This is a genomic window from Williamsia sp. MIQD14, assembly GCF_051025635.1.
Lineage (GTDB): Bacteria > Actinomycetota > Actinomycetes > Mycobacteriales > Mycobacteriaceae > Williamsia_A.
Window position 1 is genome coordinate 448,348 of record NZ_JBPFDG010000004.1, and the last position, 25,190, is coordinate 473,537.

Annotated in this window: 23 protein-coding genes; 20 read left to right on the forward strand and 3 right to left on the reverse strand. The window is 70.5% G+C overall.

Annotated elements, in window-relative coordinates:
* Window positions 1-26: 26 nt before the first annotated feature.
* The 3 genes from ACQ7HM_RS16720 to ACQ7HM_RS16730 are packed head-to-tail and all read right to left on the reverse strand — an operon-like array spanning window position 27 to window position 3,158.
* Entirely contained in the window at window positions 27-890 is an 864-nt protein-coding gene (locus ACQ7HM_RS16720) for a carotenoid biosynthesis protein (protein WP_434217349.1), read from the reverse strand.
* Window positions 887-2,566 (reverse strand): phytoene desaturase family protein, encoded by a 1,680-nt coding sequence (locus ACQ7HM_RS16725; RefSeq protein ID WP_434217350.1) that lies wholly within the window; start codon window positions 2,564-2,566, stop codon window positions 887-889. The genes ACQ7HM_RS16720 and ACQ7HM_RS16725 overlap by 4 nt, the downstream gene beginning before the upstream one ends.
* A complete protein-coding gene (locus ACQ7HM_RS16730; RefSeq protein ID WP_434217351.1) occupies window positions 2,550-3,158 on the reverse strand; it encodes a GNAT family N-acetyltransferase in 609 nt (202 codons plus the stop codon). Before ACQ7HM_RS16730 ends, ACQ7HM_RS16725 begins: the two co-directional genes overlap by 17 nt.
* Window positions 3,159-3,461: 303 nt before the next feature.
* On the opposite strand from ACQ7HM_RS16730, the gene ACQ7HM_RS16735 reads away from it, so the two are divergent.
* The 20 genes from ACQ7HM_RS16735 (at window position 3,462) to wag31 (ending at window position 25,117) form a co-directional block, all read left to right on the forward strand.
* Window positions 3,462-3,947 carry an SAV_6107 family HEPN domain-containing protein gene (locus tag ACQ7HM_RS16735; protein WP_434217352.1) on the forward strand — a complete coding sequence of 162 codons (486 nt, stop codon included), beginning with the start codon at window positions 3,462-3,464 and terminating at the stop codon, window positions 3,945-3,947.
* A 137-nt stretch (window positions 3,948-4,084) separates the two neighbouring features.
* Window positions 4,085-4,492 carry a DUF3040 domain-containing protein gene (locus ACQ7HM_RS16740; RefSeq protein WP_434217353.1) on the forward strand — a complete coding sequence of 136 codons (408 nt, stop codon included), beginning with the start codon at window positions 4,085-4,087 and terminating at the stop codon, window positions 4,490-4,492.
* 409 nt (window positions 4,493-4,901) lie between these two features.
* A complete protein-coding gene (mraZ, locus tag ACQ7HM_RS16745) occupies window positions 4,902-5,333 on the forward strand; it encodes a division/cell wall cluster transcriptional repressor MraZ (RefSeq protein ID WP_434217354.1) in 432 nt (143 codons plus the stop codon).
* A gap of 242 nt (window positions 5,334-5,575) precedes the next feature.
* Entirely contained in the window at window positions 5,576-6,556 is a 981-nt protein-coding gene (gene rsmH, locus ACQ7HM_RS16750) for a 16S rRNA (cytosine(1402)-N(4))-methyltransferase RsmH (protein WP_434217505.1), read from the forward strand.
* 79 nt (window positions 6,557-6,635) lie between these two features.
* Entirely contained in the window at window positions 6,636-7,604 is a 969-nt protein-coding gene (locus ACQ7HM_RS16755) for a hypothetical protein (RefSeq protein WP_434217355.1), read from the forward strand.
* Window positions 7,605-7,745: 141 nt separating this feature from the next.
* Window positions 7,746-9,680, forward strand: a complete 1,935-nt coding sequence (locus tag ACQ7HM_RS16760; protein WP_434217356.1) for a peptidoglycan D,D-transpeptidase FtsI family protein — start codon at window positions 7,746-7,748, stop codon at window positions 9,678-9,680.
* Between the two features lie 139 nt (window positions 9,681-9,819).
* The gene (locus ACQ7HM_RS16765) at window positions 9,820-11,442 is read left to right on the forward strand and encodes a UDP-N-acetylmuramoyl-L-alanyl-D-glutamate--2,6-diaminopimelate ligase (RefSeq protein WP_434217357.1); all 1,623 of its coding nucleotides are present in this window, start codon (window positions 9,820-9,822) and stop codon (window positions 11,440-11,442) included.
* Window positions 11,439-11,951 carry a glutamate ligase domain-containing protein gene (locus ACQ7HM_RS16770; protein WP_434217358.1) on the forward strand — a complete coding sequence of 171 codons (513 nt, stop codon included), beginning with the start codon at window positions 11,439-11,441 and terminating at the stop codon, window positions 11,949-11,951. Before ACQ7HM_RS16765 ends, ACQ7HM_RS16770 begins: the two co-directional genes overlap by 4 nt.
* A gap of 52 nt (window positions 11,952-12,003) precedes the next feature.
* Entirely contained in the window at window positions 12,004-13,101 is a 1,098-nt protein-coding gene (gene mraY, locus ACQ7HM_RS16775; protein WP_045823080.1) for a phospho-N-acetylmuramoyl-pentapeptide-transferase, read from the forward strand.
* A 31-nt stretch (window positions 13,102-13,132) separates the two neighbouring features.
* Complete coding sequence (gene murD / locus ACQ7HM_RS16780) at window positions 13,133-14,722, forward strand: UDP-N-acetylmuramoyl-L-alanine--D-glutamate ligase (protein ID WP_434217506.1); 1,590 nt, start codon at window positions 13,133-13,135, stop codon at window positions 14,720-14,722.
* Window positions 14,719-16,380 carry a putative lipid II flippase FtsW gene (ftsW, locus tag ACQ7HM_RS16785; protein WP_434217359.1) on the forward strand — a complete coding sequence of 554 codons (1,662 nt, stop codon included), beginning with the start codon at window positions 14,719-14,721 and terminating at the stop codon, window positions 16,378-16,380. Before murD ends, ftsW begins: the two co-directional genes overlap by 4 nt.
* On the forward strand, window positions 16,377-17,510 hold the full coding sequence (gene murG, locus ACQ7HM_RS16790) for an undecaprenyldiphospho-muramoylpentapeptide beta-N-acetylglucosaminyltransferase (protein WP_434217360.1): 1,134 nt from the start codon (window positions 16,377-16,379) through the stop codon (window positions 17,508-17,510). The genes ftsW and murG overlap by 4 nt, the downstream gene beginning before the upstream one ends.
* 53 nt (window positions 17,511-17,563) lie before the next feature.
* On the forward strand, window positions 17,564-19,039 hold the full coding sequence (gene murC / locus ACQ7HM_RS16795) for a UDP-N-acetylmuramate--L-alanine ligase (protein ID WP_434217507.1): 1,476 nt from the start codon (window positions 17,564-17,566) through the stop codon (window positions 19,037-19,039).
* Complete coding sequence (locus ACQ7HM_RS16800) at window positions 19,036-19,845, forward strand: cell division protein FtsQ/DivIB (protein WP_434217361.1); 810 nt, start codon at window positions 19,036-19,038, stop codon at window positions 19,843-19,845. The genes murC and ACQ7HM_RS16800 overlap by 4 nt, the downstream gene beginning before the upstream one ends.
* 237 nt (window positions 19,846-20,082) lie before the next feature.
* Window positions 20,083-21,240, forward strand: a complete 1,158-nt coding sequence (gene ftsZ, locus ACQ7HM_RS16805) for a cell division protein FtsZ (RefSeq protein ID WP_434217362.1) — start codon at window positions 20,083-20,085, stop codon at window positions 21,238-21,240.
* A gap of 1 nt (window position 21,241) precedes the next feature.
* On the forward strand, window positions 21,242-21,985 hold the full coding sequence (gene pgeF / locus ACQ7HM_RS16810) for a peptidoglycan editing factor PgeF (RefSeq protein WP_434217363.1): 744 nt from the start codon (window positions 21,242-21,244) through the stop codon (window positions 21,983-21,985).
* Window positions 21,982-22,755, forward strand: coding sequence for a YggS family pyridoxal phosphate-dependent enzyme (locus ACQ7HM_RS16815; protein ID WP_434217364.1), 774 nt, complete (start codon window positions 21,982-21,984; stop codon window positions 22,753-22,755). The genes pgeF and ACQ7HM_RS16815 overlap by 4 nt, the downstream gene beginning before the upstream one ends.
* Window positions 22,756-22,843: 88 nt before the next feature.
* A complete protein-coding gene (locus ACQ7HM_RS16820; protein WP_434217365.1) occupies window positions 22,844-23,584 on the forward strand; it encodes a cell division protein SepF in 741 nt (246 codons plus the stop codon).
* 56 nt (window positions 23,585-23,640) lie between these two features.
* A complete protein-coding gene (locus ACQ7HM_RS16825) occupies window positions 23,641-23,925 on the forward strand; it encodes a YggT family protein (protein WP_434217366.1) in 285 nt (94 codons plus the stop codon).
* A gap of 340 nt (window positions 23,926-24,265) precedes the next feature.
* On the forward strand, window positions 24,266-25,117 hold the full coding sequence (gene wag31, locus ACQ7HM_RS16830) for a DivIVA-like cell division protein Wag31 (protein WP_434217367.1): 852 nt from the start codon (window positions 24,266-24,268) through the stop codon (window positions 25,115-25,117).
* Window positions 25,118-25,190 lie beyond the last annotated feature (73 nt).

Below are 25,190 nucleotides of genomic sequence, written 5' to 3' on the forward strand. Positions count from 1 at the left end.
CACGACATCGTGCCAGGTCGAGTGGGTCACCGACGACGACCCGCCGCGTGCGGTGCGTCGGTGCGTGTCGTGGGGCGGGGGGTGTGGCGGCGTCGCGACGTCACGACGGTGACGATCGCGGGTACCGCCAGCACGCCCATGCCGACGATGCCGTAGGCGACGCCCGACCGCAGCGCGCCGTTCTCGAGCAGGGCGATCTGGGCGAACGCCGATCCCGCCCAGGTCCACCACAGCCACACCAGCGGGACGACCGGTGCCGCGCCCCGCGCGGGGTCGGGCGGATCGAGGAGTTCGAACACCCCCATGACCACGAGTCCGACCACCGCCCATCCGGCGAAGTTGGTCAGTGGGATCGCCTCCATCCCCGGCAGACCCGAGTCCGTGGAGTCCCAGCGCCAGAGCCCCGCCGCGACCATCTGCGGATCGAGGTAGAGATCCCAGCTCACCAGGCCCACGACGCCGATCGCGACACGTCCCGCCCGCGCAGTCGGCACCACGTGGGCCGCCACCCGCCAGACCGCGTACGCCCCCATGAACCAGGCGGCGGTGATGAGGATCGGGACGTCGGCCACGGCCGGGCCGATGCGGTCGGTGGCGTAGCCGTACGCGCCGAAGGGGAATCCCGTCCGGGTGCCGACGACCTCGGCGGCGAAGACGATGGCCGACACCGCGGCGATGACGGTCACACCGCGACCCACGCCCCGGCGTCCGATGACGTCGACGATCATCGCGATCGACCCCGCACACAGCACGACCATCGTCGCGGTGTCGCGTGCCGATCCCTCGACGAGCGAGTAGACGATCTGGGCGAGCACCCAGGCCGCGACCGCGACCAGCGACACCGCGCGGGCGGTGCCGGTGGTGGCGCGCGCGGCCGTCGGCGCGGTCACGTCCGGGGCCTGCCGACCAGCGGTGCTCGGCGGCGCACCGCCGTCCACGCCGAGCCCAGTGCCTCGCGCACGCCGTCGGCGCGTCCGGCGCGGTCGGAGAGCACGAGGTCGGCGGCGAGCGCCCCGCTGATGCCGCTCACGCCGCCGCCGGGATGGGTCGAGGCGCCGGCGAGGTAGAGGCCCGGTACGCCGGGCACCCGATGGCCGCCGAGGTCGGGATGGGGCCGGAAGGCGAACATCTGGTCCATCGACATCTCGACATGCATCACGTTGCCGCCGACGAGGCCCAGTTCGTCCTCGATCCGGTCGGGGGTCTGTACGTGCACGTGTTCGATGGTCGACGAGAACCCGGGGGCCTGTCGATCCATCTCGGCGACGATGTCGTCGCCGGCCCGGTGCGCGAGGTCGGTCCACGAGCGGTTCTCGGCGAGGTGCCGCGGGTGCCACTGCGACCACAGGGTGATCGAATGCCGTTCTGGTGGAGCCAGTCCCGGATCGATGGCGGAGTAGCTCATGGCCACCAGGGCCGGGCGGCGGGGGAGCTGCCCGGCGCGGGCGTCGCCGTAGGCCGCGGCCAGGTGGGCCCGGTCGGAGACCAGGAGTCCCAGGCCGGAGTGGACGCGGTGGGCGGGGAGGTCGGCGGGCAGACCGGGGTAGTCGGGGAGTGCGGTGGCGCCGATGCGCACCGCACTGCCGATGCCCGGGCCGACCTCGATCCGGCTCTGCCATCGGCGCACCTGCTCGGGCGCGACACCGCCGGCGGCGAGCGCGTCGAGGGTGGTGAGGATGTGGCAGGCCGCGACGACCGACCGCGCGCGGCGGACCGCGCCACCGGTCGACGTCACCCGCCAGTGGTCACCGGTCCACGCCAGCGATTCGACCGGCGCGTCGAGGACGAGTTCGCCGCCGTGCGAGCGCAGGGCCGAGACGAGTGCCTCGGTGAGGGCGCCGCTGCCACCGACCGCGCGACCGGGCGGCACCGTGTGCATGAGCGCCGCGATGCCGACCATCGGGGCGGTACCGGGTTCGCTCATCGGTGGCCCCGACTGCGCGCCGAACCACGCCAGCGCGGCCCTGAGGCGCTCGGAGTCGAACCAGCTGTCGAGCAGGGCATCTCCCGAGCGGAGGAACTCCTGGGCCAGATTCGCCCCGGCGGCCCGGCCGGTGACGCCGTCACGGGTCGGCATGCCCCAGAACGAGCGCGCGAAGCCGCCGATGGTCGGGCGGTGGGCGAACATCCGCATCACCGCCGCCGAACGCGGACCCCAGACCGCGACGAACCGTCGGTAGGCATCGGCCTCGCGTGCGCCGCACGCCGCCTCGATGGAGGCGCAGGTCGCGTCGAGATCGGTGCGGAAGACGATCGCCGGCGAATCGCCGACGGCCGGCGCGAACGCCCATGGGTCGCAGTCGATGTAGCGCAGACCGTGTGCTCCCAGCGACAGGTCGTCGATGATCGAGGTGTGCCGGATCATGATGTGGGCCGAGGAACCCCGGTCCACCCGGTAACCCGGGAACCGGGCCACCGTGGACACGGCGCCGCCGGGGATGGTGTCGCGTTCGACCACGGCCACGTCGAGACCCGCCTGGGCGAGGTACGTCGCCGCGACGAGTCCGTTGTGTCCGGCGCCCACCACGATCGTGTCGTGGATGCGGGCGTCACTGCTGGTCGTCATGGGGGCCCATCGGTAGTCGGCGTCCGAGTACGGCGAACGGTCGCGGGTCGCCCGCGAAGCTGAAGTGGCGGAGCAGGTCGGCGAAACCGACCCGCCGGTAGAGACGCCACGCGCGGTTGTCGTCGGCGGGCACCTCCGGTGTGGAGAGGAGCACGCTCTTCTCGGTGCGGCCCTCGAGGAGTCGCGCGAGCAGCGCCTCGCCGATGCGGTGGCCCTGCAGTCGGGGGTGCACGTGGAGCTCGGTCAGTTCGAAGTAGTCGCGGGTGATCTCGTCGATCTGCTCACGGGTGTACCCACCGTGCCGAAGACCGGCGCAGAGTTGTTGGTGCCACCACTGGTCGCCGGCGCCGGTGTAGCCGTAGGCGATGCCGACCAGCGACCCGCCCGTCGGTGATCCGTCCGTCGCGTCGTCGGGGGAGCGGTAGGCGCCGACCGCGGTCCACCCGGGTCGTCGCATGTGATCGCGCCACAGGGGGGAGCGGTGTGTCTGGGTCCCCCTGGGGTACCCCATGGCCTCGACGTAGACGTCGAGAGCGGGGTTCAACCAGTCCTGGGCGTCGTCGGGGACGAGGCCGACCAGGCGAACAGACACCGTTCTCCGCCTCCTCTTGAGACCTTGTCGGGGGGTAGCTATATTGAATAGGTCGAACGGGTGTTCGAGTACTCAACCTCCGCGACGAGTCTCATCGTGACCCGACGACCGACGGCCGGTTCGGCGGTGGACGAGGGAAGCGTCTGCGGCCGGGCCGGCCCGATCGTCGTTCGGCACGCTCCGATTCCGGTGGGCAGCGGTTGTTCTGTTGCTCACGTTGTCGGTGGGCGCCGGTATGACTGATCCGTCCGATGGGGTTGAACCTCCACAGGTACACGAAGAGACCACGAGAGGGGTGTGACGATGACCGGGACACGTTCGACGACACGACGCACCGCCACGGTCGACCCACGACTCGCGCTGCGGGCTCGTGAACTGCTCGGTCGGGCGGAGGCCATGGCGGCCCACGCGACCGACGCACCGGAACCGACGGAGCAGCTGCGGGCGCTCTACCTGGCCGCCCTGCGTGCGGCCGGTGCCGCGCTGGTGATCGGGGAGAAGTCCACCGTCCGCCCGCGTCGCGGATCGGTGAGCGCCTGGGCGCGCCTTCCCCGTGCCCTGCCGGAGCTGACCACCTGGGCCACCTACTTCGCGGGGCTGTCGCGGTTGCGCGCCGACATCGAACTCGGCGTCGTCCGCGACATCGAACCCGCACGGGTCCAGGCCACGCAGGCCCGTCTCGCCGACTTCCTGGCGGAGGTGCAGGCGCAGGTCGTCGCGTTCGAACACGGGACGCGAGTGCCCGCGGGTCATCGATCGGCGACTCTGGCCGAACTCTCAGCCGGGTAATGGTGGTCGGTTTCTCGATCACCTCGTATCATCGTCAACAGGGCTCGCGACACGAGCCCACCGACCCCGACACACCTGCCGCGGGTATGCGTTCGACACCGTCCGGTCACCGGACCGAAGTGCTGTAAGGAGGGGCGGTGCCACTCTCGGAGCACGAGCAGCGAATGCTCGAACAGATCGAGAACGCGCTGTACGCCGAAGATCCCAAGTTCGCGTCGAATGTCCGGCGTCGTCGGGTCCGCGGAGGTTCCACCACGCGTAAACGCCTGCAGGCGGCAGTGCTGTTCGTCGTCGGGCTGTTGCTGCTGATCGGCGGTCTGGTCGTCGACGTCACGGTCGGTGGGTTCCCGATCCTCAGCCTGGTCGGATTCCTCGTGATGTTCGCCGCCGGCCTCATCGCTCTCTGGGGTATCGGATCGTCCGCGCCGCCGGCGTCGGGATCGACCTCCGAGGCGTCCTCGGGACGTCGCTCGCGGGGCAACGGGTCCCGGTCGTTCAGCGAGCGGATGGAAGAGCGCTTCAACCGACGGTTCGAGCAGGAATGACCCCCGGCGGGACGCCGTCCGTCCCGCACTGACCACAGACACACGAGACCGCGCACCGACTCCCGGTGCGCGGTCTCGTCGTCGTGGGGGCGGTCGACGGCGCCGGATGCGCCGGCTCGCCCCCCGCATCCACCTCTCCCCACTTCCCTCCACCACACACGTCCCCGCGCGTTAGATGGCCGCGGACGATGCTTCTTCGTGGCAAAAGCCCAGGTCGCCATGTCGGTGATCGACCCGGCGGCGCATACATGCCCCACCACATTTCTCTCCTCTGACCAGTGAGTTTGCGGTCGAGCGGCAACTCGTTGGTCATCTGGGGGTGGAAAGTGGGGGGAAGTGGGGTACTGTGGTGCACGGAGGAGAGAGTGCCGGACTCGCGACTCCGCCCGGCAGGAGGTGTGGGGAGAACATGTTCCTCGGCACACACCTGCACAAGCTGGACGACAAAGGGCGGCTCACGCTTCCCGCGAAGTTCCGAGAGCAGTTGGCAGGAGGCATGATGGTCACTCGCGGTCAGGACCACAGCCTCGCGATCTATCTGCCCGAGGACTTCGTGGAGCGTGCGAAGCGGGCCGCCGCGGCGTCGAAGGTCGACGAGAAGGCGCGGATGTACCAGCGCCATCTCAACTCCAGCACCGAGGAGATGGTGCCGGACGCACAGGGACGGATCACCCTGTCGTCGAAGCACCGGGACTACGCAGGCCTCACCAAGGACTGCGCGGTGATCGGCAACTACGACTACGTCGAGATCTGGGATGCACAGGCCTGGGAGCAGTACGAATCCCAGCACGAGGAGAGCTTCTCGCGGGCCGACAACCCGTCCCTGGAAAACATCCTGTGATCACGCAGTCCCGCCGCCGGAGGACCTCGGCGGGACCGCACGGCCCGGTTCGCCTCGGCGAGCTCAGGCCTCTGCCCGAGATGTCCCTGGCGCACTTCCCCAGCGCCAGGTCCGTCATCGGGCAGGGACCCGGACTCACCGCAGCGACCCACCGGCCACGCCGACAGCACGACGCCGCGTCGTGCTGCCGGCGACCGGTCCGATCGACCCGCACCGCAGTGCGCAGCCACTCCGAAAGGCCCCTGGTGGAGCACAAGTCGGGCGAACACGGACACATCCCGGTGATGGCGGACCGGATGATCGACCTCATCGCCCCCGCCCTCACCCACACCGCACCCGACGGCACCGGTGCCACGTTCGTCGACGCGACGCTGGGAGCCGGCGGGCACAGCGAACTCGTGGCGAGCCGATTCCCCGGCGTCGCGATCATCGCCATCGACCGCGACGGCAACGCGGTGTCCTCGGCGTCGGAGCGGCTGGCGCCGTTCGCCGATCGCGTCACCATCGTCCGGCGCCGCTACGACGAGATCGCCGACATTCTCGACGATCTCGGGCGGACGCGGTACGACGCGGCGCTGTTCGATCTCGGGGTCTCGTCGATGCAGCTCGACCAACACGACCGTGGTTTCGCCTACTCCGTCGACGCCCCGTTGGACATGCGGATGAACGACACCGACACGCTCACCGCCGCGGACATCCTCAACACCTACTCACACGGCGAGATCGCCCGTGTGCTCTCGGAGTACGGCGAGGAGCGGTTCGCCGGGAAGATTGCCTCGGCCGTCCTGCGGGAGCGGGAGCACCAGCCGTTCGACACCAGCGCCCGGTTGGTGGAGCTGCTCTACCGCGCGATACCCGCCGCCACACGGCGCACCGGTGGGCACCCCGCCAAGCGCACCTTCCAGGCGCTGCGGATCGAGGTCAACCGGGAGATGGAATCGCTGCAGCGGGCGATGCCCGCGGCGGTCGACCGCCTGGCCGTCGGTGGACGTCTGGTGGTCATGAGCTACCAGTCGCTCGAGGACCGCATCGTCAAGCGGGAGTTCGCGCATCGGGTCACCTCGAAGACGCCTCCCGGACTGCCGTTCGACCTCCCCGGGACCGCGCCGGAATACCGCCTGGTGACCCGCGGGGCCGAGCGCGCCGATGACGCGGAGATCGAGTCGAACCCACGGTCGGCGCCGGTCCGACTGCGGGCGATCGAACGACTGGCGCCGCGATGACCCGGGTGGCCGGCGGGGGACAGGCGTTGCACGAAACGGACGAGACTGCGACGGATGTCGTGACGAGGGAGGTACCGCGATGACCGTGGCAGACCGAGGCGCGATGGTCGCCGGATCCGAAAGTGGTGCAGCACCGGGCGATCTGGTGGACTCCGATCCGATCGACACCGACTGGGATCCCGATCTCGACGAGGCCGGTGGGTCGGCGTCGGGTACGCGGCGTCGTCGTGATCGCACGGGTGCCGCCGACCGCCCGCGGGAGAACCGGTCGCCGGCCGCGCAGCGCGCCATCGATCGACGCCGTCGTCGTGCGACCCAGCGGTCGACGACGACACTCGTCGACCACCGTGAACGCCCGGCCGGCGGTGTCGTCGCCCGCATCGTCGCATCGCCCGCGGATCTGTTGCGGCGGATGCCTTTCGCCGTCCTGGTCATCGCGATCCTCGCCGTCGGACTCGGCCTCACGCTGTGGCTCTCGACGACCGCGGCGCAGACATCCTACGAACTCTCGGCGAAGCGTCAGGAGAACCAGACGCTCATCGACCGCCGGGACGCCCTGAAGAAGTCGTTCGAGTCCGGCGACTCGGCACCCGAACTGTCCGACAAGGCAACCGCTCTGGGCATGATCCCGGCGAGCAATGTGCCGCGACTGGTGGTCGCACCCGACGGTCGCACCCGTGTCGAGGGCGAGATCGCCCCTGCCACCGGCACCGCGGCCCCGTCGATGAACGCCGGTCGTCCCACCGCCGTGACCCCGCAACCGGGTTCGTCGACCGGCGGCAACACCGCCGCACTGCCCGCATCGGCCGGGACACCGGATGCCGCGGCGCCGGCCGACCAACCGATGGCCTCGAACGTGTTGCCCGGCACCGCCGGGACCGCCGCGTCCCCGAACCCCTCGACCCCGAACCAGGGCACCACATCTCCGGGATCATCTGCTCCGTCGACGAACTCGACCGCCCCGACCGGAACACCGAGCGCGGGTACCGTGCCGTCCGGAGCGGGCCAGGGCACGTCCGGTTCGGCCGATTCGCAGATCCCCCGCTGATCGCGACCGCGCCACGCCGACGGTGATGCGGGTCGATGTCGTTCACACAGTGGAGAATTGGGTCATGTCAGCTTCTCGCATGTGCGTCACCAACGCACTGGTCCACGGCGTGATCGCGTCGGGTGTCCGCGGTGGTCTCCGATGAGCGCCGACAAGCGTAGGCGGCCGCCGGCGGCCGCGCGGAAATCGGCGTCGGGAGTCGCGAATCGCGCCGACTCGCGGGCACGGCCCCGTCGTGCGTACTCGGCGGGTATCCGTGACGACGCGGGTGTCACCGCACGCGGAGACGGTGCACGTCAGTTCATCACCCGTACCCGTCTCGGTGCGCTCGTGATGGGACTCGCCGTCGCGCTCGTCGCGGGAAAACTGTTGATGCTGCAGACCGTCGAGTCGTCGTCGCTCTCGGCGCAGGCCGCCGATCAGCGAGCGGTGGTCGAGACGTTGCCCGCGAAGCGGGGAGCCATCGTCGACCGCAACGGCAAGCCCATCGCCTACACCGACGAGGCGCGGGCACTGACCTTCCAGCCGGTCCGGGAGCGGGCGGCGATCGACGCCGCCCACGCCAAGGACCCGTCGGTGCCGGACTCCTCGACCCGGATCCGCCAGATCGCCTCCGGCGTCCACGATCTCCTCGGCGGTGCGGTGTCGCAGGAGTCGCTGCAGCAGCAGTTGGCCAGCTCCGAACCGTTCGTCTATCTCGCGCGGTCGGTCAGCCCCGAGGTGGCGGGCAAGATCACCGACGAGTTCCCCGAGGTCGGCGCCGAGCGGCAGGACATCCGTCTCTACCCCGGTGGTCCGCTGGCGGCGAACATCGTGGGCGACGTCGACTTCGACGGGAACGGGTTGATCGGGCTCGAGTCGTCGATGGACTCGGCGCTCGCCGGTACCGACGGCTCACAGACCTACGACCGCGGCTCCGACGGAGCAGTGATCCCCGGTAGCACCCGGAACGTGCACCCGGCCGAGAACGGCAAGACCGTCGAGCTGACCATCGACTCCGACGTGCAGTGGTTCGTGCAGAACCAGGTGCAGAAGGCCAAGGAGCTCTCCGGCGCCCGCAACGCCTCGGCGGTGGTGCTCGACGCGAAGACCGGTGAGGTCGTCGCGATGGCGAACGACAACACCTTCAACCCCGCGAAGCCTCTGGCCGAGCAGGGAAGCGCCCAGCTCGGTGACCTGCCGGTGACGTCGCCGTTCGAACCGGGTTCGGTGAACAAGCTCGTGACCGCCTCTGCGGCCATCGAATACGGCCTGACCGATCCGACGCAGGTGCACCAGGTCCCGGGCAGCATCGACCTCGCCGGGGTGACCGTGCGTGACGCGTGGGTGCACGGCGTCGCGCCGTACACGACCACCGGCATCTTCGGTAAGTCCTCGAACGTCGGGACGCTGATGTTGGCCAAGCAGGTCGGCCAGGACCGGTTCGCGAACATGTTGCAGCGCTTCGGGCTCGGCCAGCGCACGCAGGTCGGCCTGCCCGGTGAGAGCGCCGGCGACGTGCCCGCGCGCAGCCAGTGGTCGGGTGGCACGTTTGCGAACCTCCCCATCGGACAGGGCCTCTCGATGACGCTGCTGCAGATGACGAGCATGTACCAGACGATTGCCAACGACGGCGTGCGCGTTGCGCCGCGGATCATCAAGTCGGCCGGCGACGACGCCGCCGATCCGCCCGCAGGCGTGCGGGTGGTCAGTCCGCAGACGGCGACCACGGTGCGCAACATGTTCCGCGCGATCGTGCAGTCGGATCCGACCGGCGAACAGCAGGGCACCGGATCGAAGGGCGCGGTGCCGGGGTATCAGGTGAGCGCCAAAACGGGTACCGCCCAGCAGGTGGATCCCAACTGCGGTTGCTACTCCAACTCGAACTACAACATCACCTTCGCCGGCATCACCCCGGCCGACAATCCGCGCTTCGTCGTCGGCATCATGCTCGACCGCCCCACCCGCAGCACCGACGGATCGGGCGGGCAGTCGGCGGCGCCGCTGTTCGAGAGCATCGCCGCGTGGATGCTGCAGCGCGATCGCGTCCCGCTCTCGACGAGCCCGACGCCGAAGATGATCCTGCAGGCCGCCTGACCGTCCGGCCACGCCGTCGCCGACGGTCCGGGGCGGTGGGGTTCCCGCGTAGGGTGATCTGCCGGGCGGTCGCTCGACCGGGCGGCGCGATCGCACGGTGTCGCCCGCCGGACAGGACGAGAGACGAGAGGGGTGCGCGATGGCCGAATCGGGAACGCGACACCCGCAACCGACCGCGACCCCCGACCCGACCCGTCCGGGTCGGGTGGAACCGTGTGGTGTCGACACCTTGGCCACCGCCGCGGGCGCCCGTCTCGACCTCGTCGGATCGTCCTCGTCGAACGTGGGCGTCACCGGGGTGACCCTGCGGGCGCAGGACACCCGACCGGGTGACCTGTTCGCCGCACTGCCCGGTGCACGCGCACATGGCGCGCAGTTCGCAGCCCAGGCCATCTCCGCGGGTGCCACGGCCGTGCTCACCGACGCCGCCGGGGCCGCGCTCATCACCGAGGCGATCGCCACCGCGCCGACGCCCTCACCCTCGTTCGTCCTGCTCGTACACCCCGACCCGCGGAGCGTCCTCGGCGAACTCAGCGCCCGCGTCTACGGGAACCCCTCGCTCCGACTGCGCCTGATCGGTATCACCGGGACCTCGGGGAAGACCACCTCGAGCTATCTCACCGAGGCCGCGCTGATGTCCGCGGGACAGACCGTGGGACTCATCGGCACCGTCGAGACCCGGGTCGCCGGTGTGCGACAGGACAGTTCGTTGACCACCCCGGAGGCGCCGGCGCTGCAGGGGATGCTGGCCGCGATGTGCGAACAGGGGGTCGACACCGTGGTGATGGAGGTGTCGAGCCACGCCCTCGAGCTCGGACGCGTTCGCGGGAGTTCGTTCGCCATCGGCGGTTTCACGAACCTGTCGCAGGACCACCTCGATTTCCACCCCACGATGGTCGACTACTTCGAGGCGAAAGCGCGGTTGTTCCGGCCGGATTCGCCCGAGCACGCCCTCCGCTCGGTCGTCTGCGTCGACGACGAGTGGGGCGCCCGGATGGCCGAGATCGTCGGTCACGGCGTGGTGACCGTGTCGACGCGCCACAGTGCGGCCGACTGGTACGCCGGCCCGTCCCGACTCCGCGACGACGGGTCGCAGGTCGTCACCGTCCGCGACCCACAGGGCGCACCGCACACCCTGCGGGTGCCCCTGCCCGGCCGGTACAACGTGGCCAACGCACTGATCGCCCTGGCCATCGCCGACGCCGCCGGGGTGTCGATCACCGACGCCGTCGCGGGTATCGCCGGGGTCGCGGTGCCGGGACGTGTCGAGCTCGTCGACGAGGGGCAGGATTTCCTCGCCGTCGTCGACTACGCCCACAAGCCCGCCGCCGTCGAGGCCGTCATCGCGACCCTGCGCGGGCAGACACGGGGTCGGCTGGCGGTGGTGGTCGGCGCCGGCGGCAACCGCGACACCGGTAAGCGTCCACTCATGGGGGAGGCCGCCGCGAGGGGAGCCCATCTGGTGATCGTGACCGACGACAACCCTCGCGACGAGGATCCCGCGGCCATCCGCGCGGAGGTGCGAGCCGGCGCCGAACAGGTGCCCCGTGGTGAGCGACCCACCGGATCGGAGGCGATCGTCGAGATCGGCGACCGCGCCGCCGCCATCGCCCACGCGGTCGCGTGGGCACGGGCCGGCGACACCGTGCTCGTCGCGGGCAAGGGCCACGAGAGCGGGCAGGAGATCGCCGGCGTGAAGAACCCCTTCGACGATCGAGACGTGCTGCGGCGGGCACTCGCCGACCGTCAGGAGACGACATGACCCCCCACATCCGCGTGATCGACCTCGCCGCGGCCGCCGACACGACGGCGTCGGGCACCGACGAGGCGACGAACCGCGTCCGTGGCGCGCTGCGGACCCTGGTGCAGACCGCCCGCGAGGGCGGTCGCGACGCGGGTCGCGGCCGCAGCTTTGCTGTGCTCGGCGAGTTCGGCGGTACCGAACCCGACAACGACCGCGCGGTCGCCCACGACCGGGTGGGTCGGCTGGCCGTGCGACTCGCCGTCGACATCGTGATCGCCGTCGGCACCACCCGGATCGTCCGCGCCCTGCACCAGGGCGCGGTGATGGAGGGTTCGTGGGGCGACGAGGCGCGGATGGTCGCCGACGCGGACTCCGCCGTGGAGATGCTGCTGGGCGAGATCGGGGACGGCGATGTGGTCCTCGTCGCGGGCGACGGATCCGATTTGTCGGCGGTCGCGCGCAACCTGTTGGATGACCAACGGTGTGTGGCCACGCTCGTGGAGCTCCCGGTCGGGACCGACGACTGATCACCCACCGCACGCCCCGACCCGCGAGACGACCCCGGATGGAGACGAGAAGGTGACGCAGATCCTGATAGCGGGTGCGGTCGCGCTCGCGGTGTCGATCCTGCTGACCCCGGTGCTCATCCGGGTGTTCTCGCGTCAGGGTTTCGGGCAGGAGATCCGCGTCGAGGGTCCGCAGAGCCACCAGACCAAGCGCGGTACCCCGTCGATGGGTGGTGTCGCCATCATCGCCGCCCTCTGGGCCGGCTACTGGGCGTCGCACCTCACCGGGCTCATCAACGGCGGCCAGGGTCCCAGCGCCTCGGGGATCCTCGTGTTGTCGCTCGCGACCGTCCTCGGCGGTGTCGGATTCCTCGACGACTTCATCAAGATCCGCAAGCAGCGCAACCTCGGCCTCAACAAGACCGCGAAATCGGTCGGACAGCTCGTCGCGGCCCTGCTGTTCGGTGTGCTGGCCCTGCAGTTCCGCAACGGCAACGGCGATGCACCGGCGAGCGTGAAGCTCTCCTACGTCCGCGACATCAACGCCGTCACCCTCGGCTCGGTCGCCTTCGTCATCTTCTGCTGGCTCGTCGTCGCCGCCTGGTCGAACGCGGTGAACTTCACCGACGGTCTCGACGGCCTGGCCGCGGGGTCGATGGCGATGGTGCTCGGCTCCTACGTGCTGGTCACCTTTTGGCAGTACCGCAACGCCTGCTCGGGTGGCCCGAAGGCGGGCACCGAGGTCAGTGCGGGCTGCTACAACGTGCGCGATCCCCTCGACCTCGCGCTCATCGCGGTCGCCGGTGGCGGCGCCTGTCTGGGATTCCTGTGGTGGAACGCCGCACCGGCGAAGATCTTCATGGGCGACACCGGTTCGCTCGCTCTCGGCGGCATGCTCGCCGGCCTGTCCATCACCACCCGCACCGAACTGCTCATGGTCGTCGTCGGTGCGCTCTTCGTCGCCGAGATCGTCTCGGTGGTCATGCAGATCGCGTTCTTCCGCACCACCGGGCGACGGGTCTTCCGCATGGCGCCCTTCCACCACCACTTCGAACTCGGCGGCTGGGCGGAGACCACGGTCATCATCCGATTCTGGTTGCTGACCGCGATCGCCTGCGCGCTGGGCCTGTCGCTCTTCTACAGCGAGTTCCTGACGTCCAACGGTGGGTGAGGTGAGCCGAGCAGGCACCGCCGATCCCGCGATGCTGCCCGACCTCCCCGGCCTGCGGGTCGTCGTCGCCGGAGCCGGGACCGCCGGGGCGTCGGCCGCCCGGTTCCTCGCGGCACGCGGCGCGGTGGTCACCGTCGCCGACGGCCGACCCGCGGCGGGTGCGGCGCTCTCCGACGCCGGTGTCGAGGTGGTGAGCGTCGACGCCGCGGTCACCGACCTGCGGGCCGACCTGATGGTCGTGTCGCCGGGGTTCCGGCCCGACTCGCCCCTCGTCCTCGCCGCCCGCGCCGCCCGGATCCCGATCTGGGGCGAGGTCGAACTCGCCTGGCGCGTCGACGCATCCGGCCTCCTCGGCCCCCGGCGGACCTGGATCGTGATCACCGGCACCAACGGCAAGACCACCACCACCTCGATGGTCGAGGCCGTCGTCGAGGCATCGACCCACACCGTGGCCGCGTGCGGCAACATCGGTCTGCCTGTCCTCGACGCCCTCACCCGGTCACCGCACGTCGACATCCTCGCCGTCGAGATGTCGTCGTTCCAGTTGCACTGGGCGCCGTCGGTGGTCCCCGACGCCGGTGTCGTGCTCAACATCGCCGAGGACCACCTCGACTGGCACGGGTCGATGGACGCCTACGTCACGGCCAAGGTCGGTGCCCTGCGCGGCCCGATCGCGGTGATCGGCGCCGACGACCCGGTCGCCGGCGCCCTGGCGGCCACGACACCCGGGGCCCGCACGGTCGGCGTCCGCACCGGCACGCCGATCGGCGACGACATCGGCGTCGAGGCCGGCGTCCTGGTCGACAACGCGTTCACCGCGCCGGGCGAGCCGCCACGGCCGATCCTGCCCGTCTCCGACATCCGCCCGGCCGGTCCGTCCGGTGTGGTCGACGCCGCCGCGGCCGCGGCGCTCTGCCTGGCCGTGGGCATCGACGTCGACGCCGTCGCGACGGGGCTCGCCGGTTTCGTCCCGGGTCGTCACCGCGGCGAGGTCGTGGCCACGCTCGACGGGGTCACGTTCGTCGACGATTCGAAGGCGACGAATCCCCACGCGGCACGGGCCTCGATCGACGCGCACGACCGTGTCGTGCTGGTGGCCGGGGGACTGCTGAAAGGCGCCGCGGTCGACGATCTCTTCGCCGCGACGGCCGATCGGTTGGCCGGGGTGGTCGCGATCGGCACCGACCGGGAGCTGGTGGCCGCGGCGATTGCGCGACACGCCCCTACAATCCCAACAGTCACACTGTTCACAGGGGACGATGACCGGGTGACAGCCACGCCGCTCGAGCCGCCCGCCGATGACGGTGTCGCCACCGCACTTCCCGACAGCGTCGATCGCGCCCGCACCGCCGCCCGCGCGGCCCACGACGCCGATGCACGACAGGACCACCGGACCCCCGCGGCGGACCGGGTGATGGACGCGGCCCTCGTCGCGGCGTGGTCGCTGCTCGAGTCCGACCGGACCGCCGGTGGCCAACCCGACACCGTGTTGCTCGCCCCGGCCGCGGCCTCTCTCGACATGTTCGCCGGATACGGCGTGCGGGGCGACTCCTTCGCCCGTGCCGCGGTCGCCATCGGTGCCGCCCCGGCGGGTCCGGCCGACGCAGCGGGCCGTCGATGACCGCGGCATCCGACGGCGTCCGCCGCGCCGGCGCGTGGTGGGACGGTCCCCGCGGCGTCATCGACGCCGTACTGCGCCGACCGCTCGCGTCGTTCCACCTCATCGTGACGCTCACGGTGATCCTCACCGTCTTCGGCCTGGTCATGGTGCTCTCGGCGTCGTCGGTCGAGGGGTATTCCAAGAGCGGGTCGGCCTACGGCCTGTTCACCACCCAGGTCGTGTTCGCGATCCTCGGCACCGTCCTGTTCTATGTCGCACTGCGCATCCCGGTGCGGTTCATGCGTCGCCTCGCGGTGCCCTCGATCTTCGTGACCACACTGCTGCTCGCACTGGTGCTCATACCGGGCGTGGGCACCGAGAGTCAGGGCGCACAACGCTGGTTCGTGGTCGGCGGACTGTCGATCCAGCCCTCCGAACTGGTGAAGCTGGCCCTCTGTGTGTGGGGGGCCCACCTGCTCTCGGCGAGGCTGCGGGACCACGCATCGCTCAAGGAGCTCCTGGTCCCCCTGGTGCCGGTCGCCATCCTCATCTGCACGCTGATCATCCTCGAGCCGAACCTCTCGACGACCATCACGATCGCCATCATCGTCGGCACCCTGCTCTGGTTCGCCGGTCTGCATCTCAAGGTGTTCGCCATCTTCGTCATCTCCGGTGCCGCCATGGCGATCGCGCTCGCGATGGTCGAGGGCTACCGCTCCGAGCGTGTGCAGAGCTTCCTGGGCAACATCGACGACCCGCAGGGCGCCGGTTACCAGGCACGCCAGGCCCGGTACGCGCTGGCCAACGGTGGCCTGTTCGGTCAGGGGCTGGGACAAAGCCGCGCGAAGTGGAACTACCTGCCCAACGCCCACAACGACTTCATCTTCGCGATCATCGGCGAGGAACTGGGCCTGCTGGGAGGGCTGCTCGTCATCGGGCTGTTCGTGCTGCTGGCGTTCGTCGGTCTGCGCATCGCCCTGCGCGCGGTCGACCCGTTCCTGCGGATGATGACCGCGACGATCACCGTGCTCATCAGCGCCCAGGCCCTGATCAACATCGGCTACGTGATCGGCCTGCTGCCAGTCACCGGGATCCAGCTACCCCTGCTCTCGGCCGGAGGAACGTCGACGTTCACCGTCCTGGTCATGCTCGGTCTGCTCGCGAACGCCGCCCGCCACGAACCCGAGGCGGTCGCCGCCCTCGCCGCAGGCGGCGACGGACGCATCGGTCGGTTCCTGCGTCTGCCGCAACCGGAGTCCTACGCACCACCGCGCGCACAGGCCTGGCGTGCGCGTCGCGACCGCCTGGCCGACCCGTCGGGTCTGCCGTCGCGCACCGCACCCCCGCGGGTCCGGTCCGCCGCGAACGATCCACGGACCGGCGACCGCCGCACCGCCCGCCGCGGCCCGGCCGCATACTTCGGGTTCGGTGCGCACGCGCCCGATCCCGCGCCCTCGCGTCGGCGTGGAGCGCCGGAGAGCCGCCGCGTCCCGGCTCGCTCGGGGTACGCCCACAGCGCGTATGCGGGCGACGTCCACGACGCGGATCGCCCCCGCCGATACGACACCGGGGGACAGGGCCGTTCGGCTCCCCGCGTGCGGTACCGCACCTATCCCGAGGCGACGACGGCCCGGACATCGCGTCACGACGACACGATGAGTCCGAGGTATCGCCGGTGACCCGCACCGACCGCGACGGACCGATCTCGGTCGTGGTCGCCGGTGGTGGCACCGCCGGTCACATCGAGCCGGCACTCGCCGTCGCCGACGCGATCCGGGCGATCGAGCCCGACGCCCGTATCACGGCCTTGGGCACCCCGCGCGGACTCGAACGCACCCTGGTGCCCGACCGCGGCTACACGCTGGAGATGATCCCGCCGGTCCCGTTGCCGCGGAAGGTCAATCGTGATCTGTTCTCGGTCCCGTTGCGGTTGCGGTCGTCGGTGCGCGCCACACGACGCATCCTCGCCGCCGTCGAGGCCGACGTGGTCATCGGATTCGGCGGGTACGTGGCACTGCCCGCGTATCTCGCCGCGCGGGGACATGTCCTGCGCCGCTCACGGATCCCGGTGGTGATCCACGAGGCCAACGCCAGCGCGGGCATCGCCAACAAGGTCGGCGCGCGGTTCGCCGACCGGGTCCTCGCCGCCGTCGACGGCTCCGGCCTCGACGCCGAGGTGGTCGGCATCCCCGTCCGGGGATCGCTGGCGAGCCTCGACCGGGCCGCGACCCGCGACCAGGCGCGTCACTACTTCGGACTCGACCCCGACGCCCCGACCCTGCTCGCCTTCGGCGGTTCGCAGGGCGCACGCACCATCAACGAGGCGGTCGCCGACTCCGCAGACGCCCTCGGACGAGCCGGGATCGGTGTCCTGCACGCCCACGGCCCGAAGAACACCGTGGCGCCGTCGTCACCGCCCGGGGCCCCGCCCTACGTCTCGGTCGGCTACCTCAAACGCATGGATCTCGCCTACGCCGCAGCCGATCTCGTGATCTGCCGGTCCGGCGCGATGACGGTCGCCGAGATCTCCGCCACCGGCCTGCCCGCGGTGTACGTGCCGCTGCCGCACGGCAACGGTGAACAGCGCCTCAACGCACTGCCCGTCGTCGAGGCGGGCGGCGGTGTGCTGCTCGACGACGCGGAGCTCACCGCACAGTGGGTCGCCGACACCGTCCCCGACCTCCTCGGCGATCCCGAGCGGCTGGCCGTGATGTCGCAGGGTGCCCGCCAGGTCGGGCATCGCGACGCTGCCGCCGCCGTCGCACAGGCAGGACTCGACGCCGCCCGGGCGCGGCGGGGGTCGTCGTGACGACCGCGACGTCGACCGTGCCCCCGCTGCCCGCCGAACTCGCCCGTGTCCACATGGTGGGGATCGGCGGCGCGGGCATGTCCGGGCTCGCGCGCATCCTGCTCGCCCGGGGCGCACAGGTGTCGGGGTCCGATGCGAAGGACGGCCGGGGCGTGCAGGCGCTGCGCACCCGCGGAGCGATGGTCCGCATCGGCCACGACGCGTCGGCACTCGACCAGCTCGACGGCGGCCCCACCGTCGTCGTCACCACGCATGCGGCGATCCCGAAGACGAATCCCGAACTGGTGGAAGCACATCGGCGCGGCATCCCGGTGACACTGCGGCCCGCGGTGCTCGCGACGCTGATGCAGGGCTACCGCACCGCGTTGATCGCGGGCACCCATGGCAAGACCTCGACGACGTCGATGGTGGTCGTCGCGCTGCAGCACTGCGGGCTCGACCCGTCGTTCGCCGTCGGCGGCGAGCTCAACGAATCCGGGACCAACGCCCACCACGGCACCGGTGCGGTCTTCGTGGCCGAGGCCGACGAGAGCGACGGCTCGCTGCTGCAGTACCGACCCGACGTGGTGATCATCACCAACGTCGAGTCCGACCACCTCGACCATTTCGGGACCACCGAGGCCTACGTGGCGGTGTTCGACGAGTTCCTCGACCGGGTGGAGCCCGGTGGTGTGGTGGTCGTCTGCCTCGACGACCCCGGCTCGGTCGACCTCGCCGCGCGGTGCGTGCACCGCCTTCTCGAGCGCGGGGTGCGGGTGATCGGATACGGGGCAGGCACATTCGCCGATCGCGTACCCGAGGTCGAGCACGCGGCGGTCCTGCGTTCCTGGCACGTCCACGGCGTCGGGGGACAGGCCGCGATCACCCTGGTGGGAACGCTCGCCTCCGGCTCGGGAGGAATGCTCGCCGCCGGCACGTCGGCGCCGGGGGAGGCGTCCGATCACCTGGTGACCCTCGGTGTCCCCGGAATCCACATGGCGCTCAACGCACTCGGCGCGATCGCGGCGGCGGTGTCGGTCGGCGCCCCCACCGACGGTGTGATCGCGGGCGTGGAGAGCTTCACCGGGGTCCACCGTCGGTTCCAGCTGCGCGGCCGTGTCGGCGACGTCGCGGTGTACGACGACTACGCCCACCACCCGACCGAGGTCAGGGTGGTGCTGACCGCCGCCCGCGAACTGGTCGCCGCCGCGGGATCCGGTCGCGTCGTCGCGGTGTTCCAGCCCCACCTCTACTCGCGCACAGCGGCATTCGCTGCCGAATTCGCCGAGGCGCTCGATCTCGCCGATCAGGTGGTGGTTCTCGACGTCTACGGCGCCCGGGAACAACCGCTCGACGGCATCAGCGGACGGACCATCGCCCATCTCGTCACCGTCCCGGTCGTCTTCGCGCCCGACCTGTCGCAGGTCGCCGCACTGGTGGCCGACCTGACGGCGCCGGGTGACGTGGTGTTGACCCTCGGGGCCGGCGACATCACGATGCAGGGCCCCGAGATCGTCGAAGCGCTGCGCAGGCGAGGAGAGACACCATGAGCCGCACCACCAGCACCTACGCTCCCGACGCCCACGTCGACGACCACGACGAGTACGACGACGGGTATGCCGACGACAAGTTCGACGACGGTGACGTCGACGACCGAGGGCGGCCGCCCCGCACACGACGCGGTCGACGGCCCGTCCGCGGCACCCGCAAGCTCCTGGGGACCATCGCCGCGATCGTGCTCGTGATCGCCGGCGGCGTGGTCGCCTACACGACCCCGCTGATGTCGGTGCGGTCGATCTCGGTCAGCGGCGAGTCCGCCGTGGACCCGGCGAGCATCGTCGCCGCCTCGCGCATCGCGCTCGGCACGCCCCTGTTGCAGGTGGACACGCGACCCGCCGCACAGCGCATCGCCGCGATCCCGCGCGTCAAGTCCGTCCGGGTGACACGCAGCTACCCGTCGGGGATCGACATCGACGTCGTCGAACGTGTGGCGGTGGCCTTCGTCATCCGCGACGGCGCCTCACACCTGATCGACGTCACCGGTGTCGACTTCGCGTCGCAGAAGCAGCTGCCGCCGGTCCCGCGGATGACCATCGCCGATCCGTCGCCGTCGGACCGCGCCACTCTCGCCGCGCTGAAGGTCGTGTCGGAGCTGCCCGACGTGCTGCGCCGTCAGGTCATCGAGATCGGGGCCCAGTCGGCCGCCGACGTCCGCATGACCCTGCGTGATCGCCGGACGGTGGTGTGGGGCGATGCCGACCGCACCGCCGACAAGGCGCGGACCCTGATGTACCTGCTGCCGCGCGACGGCACCTCGTTCAACGTCTCCTCACCCGAGTACCCGACGTTCCGCTGACCCCGTCGCCGGCGTCGGTGGCGGATTGCGACCGCGACACGCCGAGCGCTTGCTGGCCGGAGCTGGGTTGGGTGCCTACCGTTTGACCCAGCAGTCCGCTACTTGACATAACTCTAAGCCTGTGGTTGAGGTTGAGAGTTTCGCGATCCGGTTCCCCCGGTGTCGCCGGTGACGGTCTGTGGCAGACATCCGCTCCCGCACGGGGGCGGAGCAATCCACGCACAGAAGGCGAGTGACATGACGCCACCGCACAACTACCTGGCCGTCATCAAGGTCGTCGGCATTGGCGGCGGTGGCGTGAACGCCGTCAATCGCATGATCGAGCAGGGCCTCAAGGGTGTCGAGTTCATCGCGATCAACACCGACGCCCAGGCGCTGTTGATGAGCGACGCCGACGTCAAACTCGACGTCGGTCGTGACTCCACCCGCGGCCTCGGCGCCGGCGCAGACCCCGAGGTGGGTCGTCGCGCCGCGGAGGACGCCAAGGATGAGATCGAAGAGCTCCTCAAGGGTGCCGACATGGTGTTCGTCACCGCCGGTGAGGGCGGTGGCACCGGCACCGGTGGCGCGCCCGTCGTCGCGAGCATCGCCCGCAAGCTCGGCGCGTTGACCGTCGGTGTCGTGACGCGCCCGTTCTCCTTCGAGGGCAAGCGCCGCGGCGGCCAGGCCGACGACGGCATCTCGTCACTGCGCGAGTCGTGCGACACCCTCATCGTCATCCCCAACGACCGTCTGCTGCAGCTCGGTGACGCGGCCGTGTCGCTGATGGATGCGTTCCGCAGCGCCGACGAGGTCCTCCTCAACGGTGTCCAGGGCATCACCGACCTCATCACCACCCCCGGCCTGATCAACGTCGACTTCGCCGACGTCAAGGGCGTCATGAAGGACGCGGGCAGCGCGCTCATGGGCATCGGATCGGCCCGCGGCGACGACCGCGCGAAGAAGGCCGCCGAGGCCGCGATCAACTCGCCGCTGCTCGAGGCGTCGATGGAGGGCGCCCGTGGCGTGCTGATGTCGATCGCCGGTGGCAGTGACCTCGGGTTGTTCGAGATCCACAACGCCGCGACCCTCGTCCAGGAGGCCGCGCACGAGGACGCGAACATCATCTTCGGCACCGTGATCGACGACAACCTCGGAGACGAGGTCCGGGTGACGGTGATCGCGGCCGGTTTCGACGCCGGGGCGCCCTCGCGGATCCGCTCCACCGCGGGCCGGGGAGCCGTCGGTTCGGCGACCGCGGGCACCGTCTCGTCGCCGGCAGCGCCGGCCGCCGACTCGGCGTTCGCCGATCGCGCGTCGGGCGACCCGTTCGCCGACGCGCCGGCACCACGCCGCAACGCCGTCACCCTCGACGACGACGACGATGTGGACGTCCCGCCCTTCATGAAGCGCTGACGTGACGACGGCCCCGGGTCGGGTCGGCCGGGTCCGTCGGGTGACCACCACCCGCCGCGGCGGTGTGTCGCTCGCGCCGTACGACGAGTTCAATCTCGGTGATCATGTCGGCGACGATCCCGACGCCGTCCGCGCCAATCGTCTGCGTCTGGCCGAGCGGATCGGTGTGGACCCCGCGCGGATGGTGTGGATGGAACAGATCCACAGCCCGACCGTGACCGTGGTCGACGGCCCCGTCGAGGGGCCGGTCCCGGCCACCGATGCACTGGTCACCACCGCGAGCGATCTGGCGCTGGTCGTCGTCACGGCCGACTGCGTCCCGGTGTTGTTGAGCGACGACACCGCAGGCGTGATCGCGGCCGTGCACGCCGGTCGCGTCGGCGCTCGGGTGGGGATCATGCGCAAGGTCCTCGAGGCGATGACCGCCCAGGGTGCCGAACTCTCCCGGATCGGTGCGTTCCTGGGTCCCGCGGCGAGTGGTCGGCAGTACGAGGTGCCCGCGGCGATGCAGCGCGATGTGGAGCAGCATCTGCCCGGCAGCGCATCACGCACCGCGAAGGGCACCCCGGGACTCGACCTGCGCGCGGGGATCCGACGTCAGTTGCTCGAGGCCGGCATCTCCGGTGTGGCCGTCGATCCCCGATGCACCATCGAAGACCGCACGCTGTTCAGCCACCGTCGCGGAGCCCCCACCGGACGACTGGCCTCGGTGATCTGGACCGACACGTCCGGCGGCACGCCGTGACCGGAGCGCAGGACGGGACCGACGCCGGGGGATTGGAGACCGCCTCGCCCGAGCGTGTGCGCGAACTCTCCGACAACCTCGACGCCGCGCGCGCCCGGCTGGCGCAGGCGTGCACGGCGGCAGGCCGCGCCGTCGACGACGTCGACCTGCTCGTCGTCACCAAGTTCTTCCCGGCCGCCGACGTCCGCGCGTTGATCGGACTGGGCGTGCGCGCCTTCGGCGAATCGCGCGAGCCCGAGGCCGGTCGCAAGGCCGCCGAGCTGCGCGCCGGCACCGAGGAGCCCCTGGCGTTCCACATGATCGGTCAGATCCAACGCAAGAAGGCGAAGACCGTCGGTCGGTGGGCCGACAGGGTCCACTCACTCGATTCCGACCGGCTCGCCGACGCGCTCGACGCCGCCGTGGCCGTCGCGCTCGACGACGGCGACCGGCACGACCCGCTCGAGGTGCTGCTGCAGCTCAACCTCGACTCCGATCCCGACCGCGGTGGCGTCGTCGTCGACGACCTCGAGGCGTTGGCCGATCACGTCGACGCGCTCGACCATCTGCGGCTGCGGGGGCTGATGGTCATCGCGCCACAGTCGGAGACGCCCGCGTTGTGGATGGAGCGGGCCGCGTCGATCCGGACGGGATTCCTCGCCCGGCGTCCCGACGCCGTCGAGTTCTCGGCCGGGATGTCCGGCGACCTCGACGAGGCCGTCCGCCACGGTTCGACCTGCGTGCGTGTCGGTACCGCGATCATGGGCGCGCGGCCGATACGCTCCCCGTAGCTAAACCACATGAGCCACATGAGAACCAGCGACACCACTTTTCACAATCGCTCTCGTACGGCGCGCCGACGGTGAGGAAGGCAGCAACATGACCACGATGCAGCGGTTCAAGGCGTACTTCGGCATGGTCCCGCCCGGCGACTACGAGGACGACTACCTCGACGAGCCCGGCTCGACCCGACGCGACGGCTACGAGCGCGAGTACCGCGACGAGTACTACGGTCGCTCTCCGCAGCGCGGGTTCGCCGGCGTCGACCACGGCATGCGGGAGTACGAGGACGAGATGGCGCACTACGAGGGTGGCGCCCAGTTCGATCAGGCCTACGACCACGTTCCCGACTACGCCTACGCCGGCCCCGTCCGCTCCTCGGCGGGTCACTCGTCGGTCGCGGTCGACCGCGGTGTGCCCATGGAGCGACTCGGCCGGTCGGGGCGGCTCGAGCCGCTCGGCGCCCGTGGTGGAGTCTCTCGTGCGTCGGCCGGCCGGGTCACCACCCGCGGCGCGCTGGCCATCGACACGATGGATCGCGTCTTCGAGGAGGGGAACCCGTTGGCGAAGATCACCACACTGCGTCCGCGCGACTACAGCGAGGCCCGGACGATCGGCGAGCGGTTCCGCGACGGCAGCCCGGTCATCATGGACCTCGTCGAGATGAGCAACGACGACGCCAAGCGCCTCGTCGACTTCGCCGCAGGACTCGCATTCGCTCTGCGTGGCACGTTCGACAAAGTCGCCACCAAGGTGTTCCTGCTCTCACCCGCCGACGTCGACGTCTCGCCCGAGGATCGTCGCAAGCTCGCCGAGACCGGTTTCTACAACCACAGCTGACACCCCTGCGAGCTGGGCTTTTCTCATCCGGTGACCGAATCAGGCAGAGTTGACGCGTGACGATAGCCCGAGAGGTCATCTACTACCTGCTCTTCATCTTCTGGCTGCTGCTCCTGGGGCGCCTGGTGATCGAGCTGGTGCGGACGTTCGCGCGCGAATGGCGCCCGACGGGGGTGTCCGTCGTCGTCATCGAAGGCGTGTTCACCACCACCGATCCGCCGATCAAGGCGCTGCGGCGCGTGTTGCCGCCCATCCCGCTGGGGCCGGTACGCCTCGACCTGTCGCTGATGATCACCATGATCGTGGTGTTGATCGCCATGTCTCTGGTGTCGCCGGTCTGAGCCCGTATCGCCCCGGGGTCCACCGGGGTGATCGCACAGCGCGAGGCGCCGGATATTGTGACCGGAGTCCGTCATCCTGGAGGGACACAGCGAGAACCGCGTCGGCGCATCGGGTCGACAGCGTCGGAGACGATCGTCCGATCACGTCGGCGATGATGATCCGGTGTTGTCGGCGAAGACGCTCGACGAAGTGCGACGAACGGTTCTCGTGTGACAGGATGGGACGCCAGTTACACTGACGGGGCTGTGGACCTCCACAACGCATCGTCACCGGGGTCCCGCGAGAGATCGCATCGAGACCTGGCCACCACTCGCCACACAATTGTTAAAGGGGACCGACATGCGGCTCACACCGGCTGATGTGCACAACGTCGCGTTCAGCAAACCGCCGATCGGTAAGCGCGGATACAACGAGGACGAGGTCGATCAGTTCCTCGACTTCGTCGAGGCCGAGCTCGCGCGGCTCCTCGAGGAGAACACCGAGCTCAAGCAGCGCGTCGAGGATCTCGAAGGCGATCTGTCGCAGGCCCGTTCGAGTGCCGCCTCGGCACCACGCGAGGAGGAGGCGCCCGCGCCCACCCAGGCCTTCAGCGCCGCTCCGGCCCCCGCGTACTCCGAGCAGGCAGCCCCTGCGGCCCCTGCCGCCCCCGTCGGCGAGGATCACCACGTCCGCGCGGCCAAGGTCCTGAGCCTGGCCCAGGACACCGCCGACCGGTTGACCGCCAACGCGAACACCGAGTCGGAGGCTCTGCTCTCCGACGCGCGGACCCGCGCCGACGCCATGATCAGCGACGCCCGGTCGAAGTCGGAGTCGATGCTCACCGACGCGCGTCAGCGCTCGGAGGCGATCCTGGCCGACTCGCAGACCCGCGCCGAGACCACCACGCGCCAGGCGCAGGAGAAGGCCGACGCCCTGCAGGCCGACGCCGAGCGCAAGCACACCGAGATCATGGGCACCATCAACCAGCAGCGTTCGGTCCTCGAGGGTCGTATCGAGCAGCTCAAGACCTTCGAGCGCGAGTACCGTACCCGCCTGAAGACCTACCTGGAGTCGCAGCTCGAGGAGCTGCAGCAGCGGGGTAGCGCGGCACCGGTCGACAACGCACGCTCCGGTGGAGACGCGTTCTCCTCGGATCCGGGCAACGGTGGGTTCACCAACTCGGGTGGATTCTCCAAGCCCGCGAACCAGTAGGTCCGTCGGGAGAACCGTGGCGGGCCGGGATCGACTGATGTCGGTTCGCCGTCGGTAGTCGTCGGAAAGGTCA

Bases quoted from the DNA above. Each gene is read 5' to 3' on its own strand.
- ACQ7HM_RS16725 (WP_434217350.1), bottom strand. From the start codon at position 2,566: ATGACGACCAGCAGTGACGCCCGCATCCACGACACGATCGTGGTGGGC.
- ACQ7HM_RS16735 (WP_434217352.1), top strand. From the start codon at position 3,462: ATGACCGGGACACGTTCGACGACACGACGCACCGCCACGGTCGACCCA.
- mraZ (WP_434217354.1), top strand. From the start codon at position 4,902: ATGTTCCTCGGCACACACCTGCACAAGCTGGACGACAAAGGGCGGCTC.
- ACQ7HM_RS16755 (WP_434217355.1), top strand. From the start codon at position 6,636: ATGACCGTGGCAGACCGAGGCGCGATGGTCGCCGGATCCGAAAGTGGT.
- ACQ7HM_RS16760 (WP_434217356.1), top strand. From the start codon at position 7,746: ATGAGCGCCGACAAGCGTAGGCGGCCGCCGGCGGCCGCGCGGAAATCG.
- ACQ7HM_RS16765 (WP_434217357.1), top strand. From the start codon at position 9,820: ATGGCCGAATCGGGAACGCGACACCCGCAACCGACCGCGACCCCCGAC.
- ACQ7HM_RS16770 (WP_434217358.1), top strand. From the start codon at position 11,439: ATGACCCCCCACATCCGCGTGATCGACCTCGCCGCGGCCGCCGACACG.
- murD (WP_434217506.1), top strand. From the start codon at position 13,133: ATGCTGCCCGACCTCCCCGGCCTGCGGGTCGTCGTCGCCGGAGCCGGG.
- ftsW (WP_434217359.1), top strand. From the start codon at position 14,719: ATGACCGCGGCATCCGACGGCGTCCGCCGCGCCGGCGCGTGGTGGGAC.
- murC (WP_434217507.1), top strand. From the start codon at position 17,564: ATGGTGGGGATCGGCGGCGCGGGCATGTCCGGGCTCGCGCGCATCCTG.
- ACQ7HM_RS16800 (WP_434217361.1), top strand. From the start codon at position 19,036: ATGAGCCGCACCACCAGCACCTACGCTCCCGACGCCCACGTCGACGAC.
- ftsZ (WP_434217362.1), top strand. From the start codon at position 20,083: ATGACGCCACCGCACAACTACCTGGCCGTCATCAAGGTCGTCGGCATT.
- ACQ7HM_RS16820 (WP_434217365.1), top strand. From the start codon at position 22,844: ATGACCACGATGCAGCGGTTCAAGGCGTACTTCGGCATGGTCCCGCCC.
- wag31 (WP_434217367.1), top strand. From the start codon at position 24,266: ATGCGGCTCACACCGGCTGATGTGCACAACGTCGCGTTCAGCAAACCG.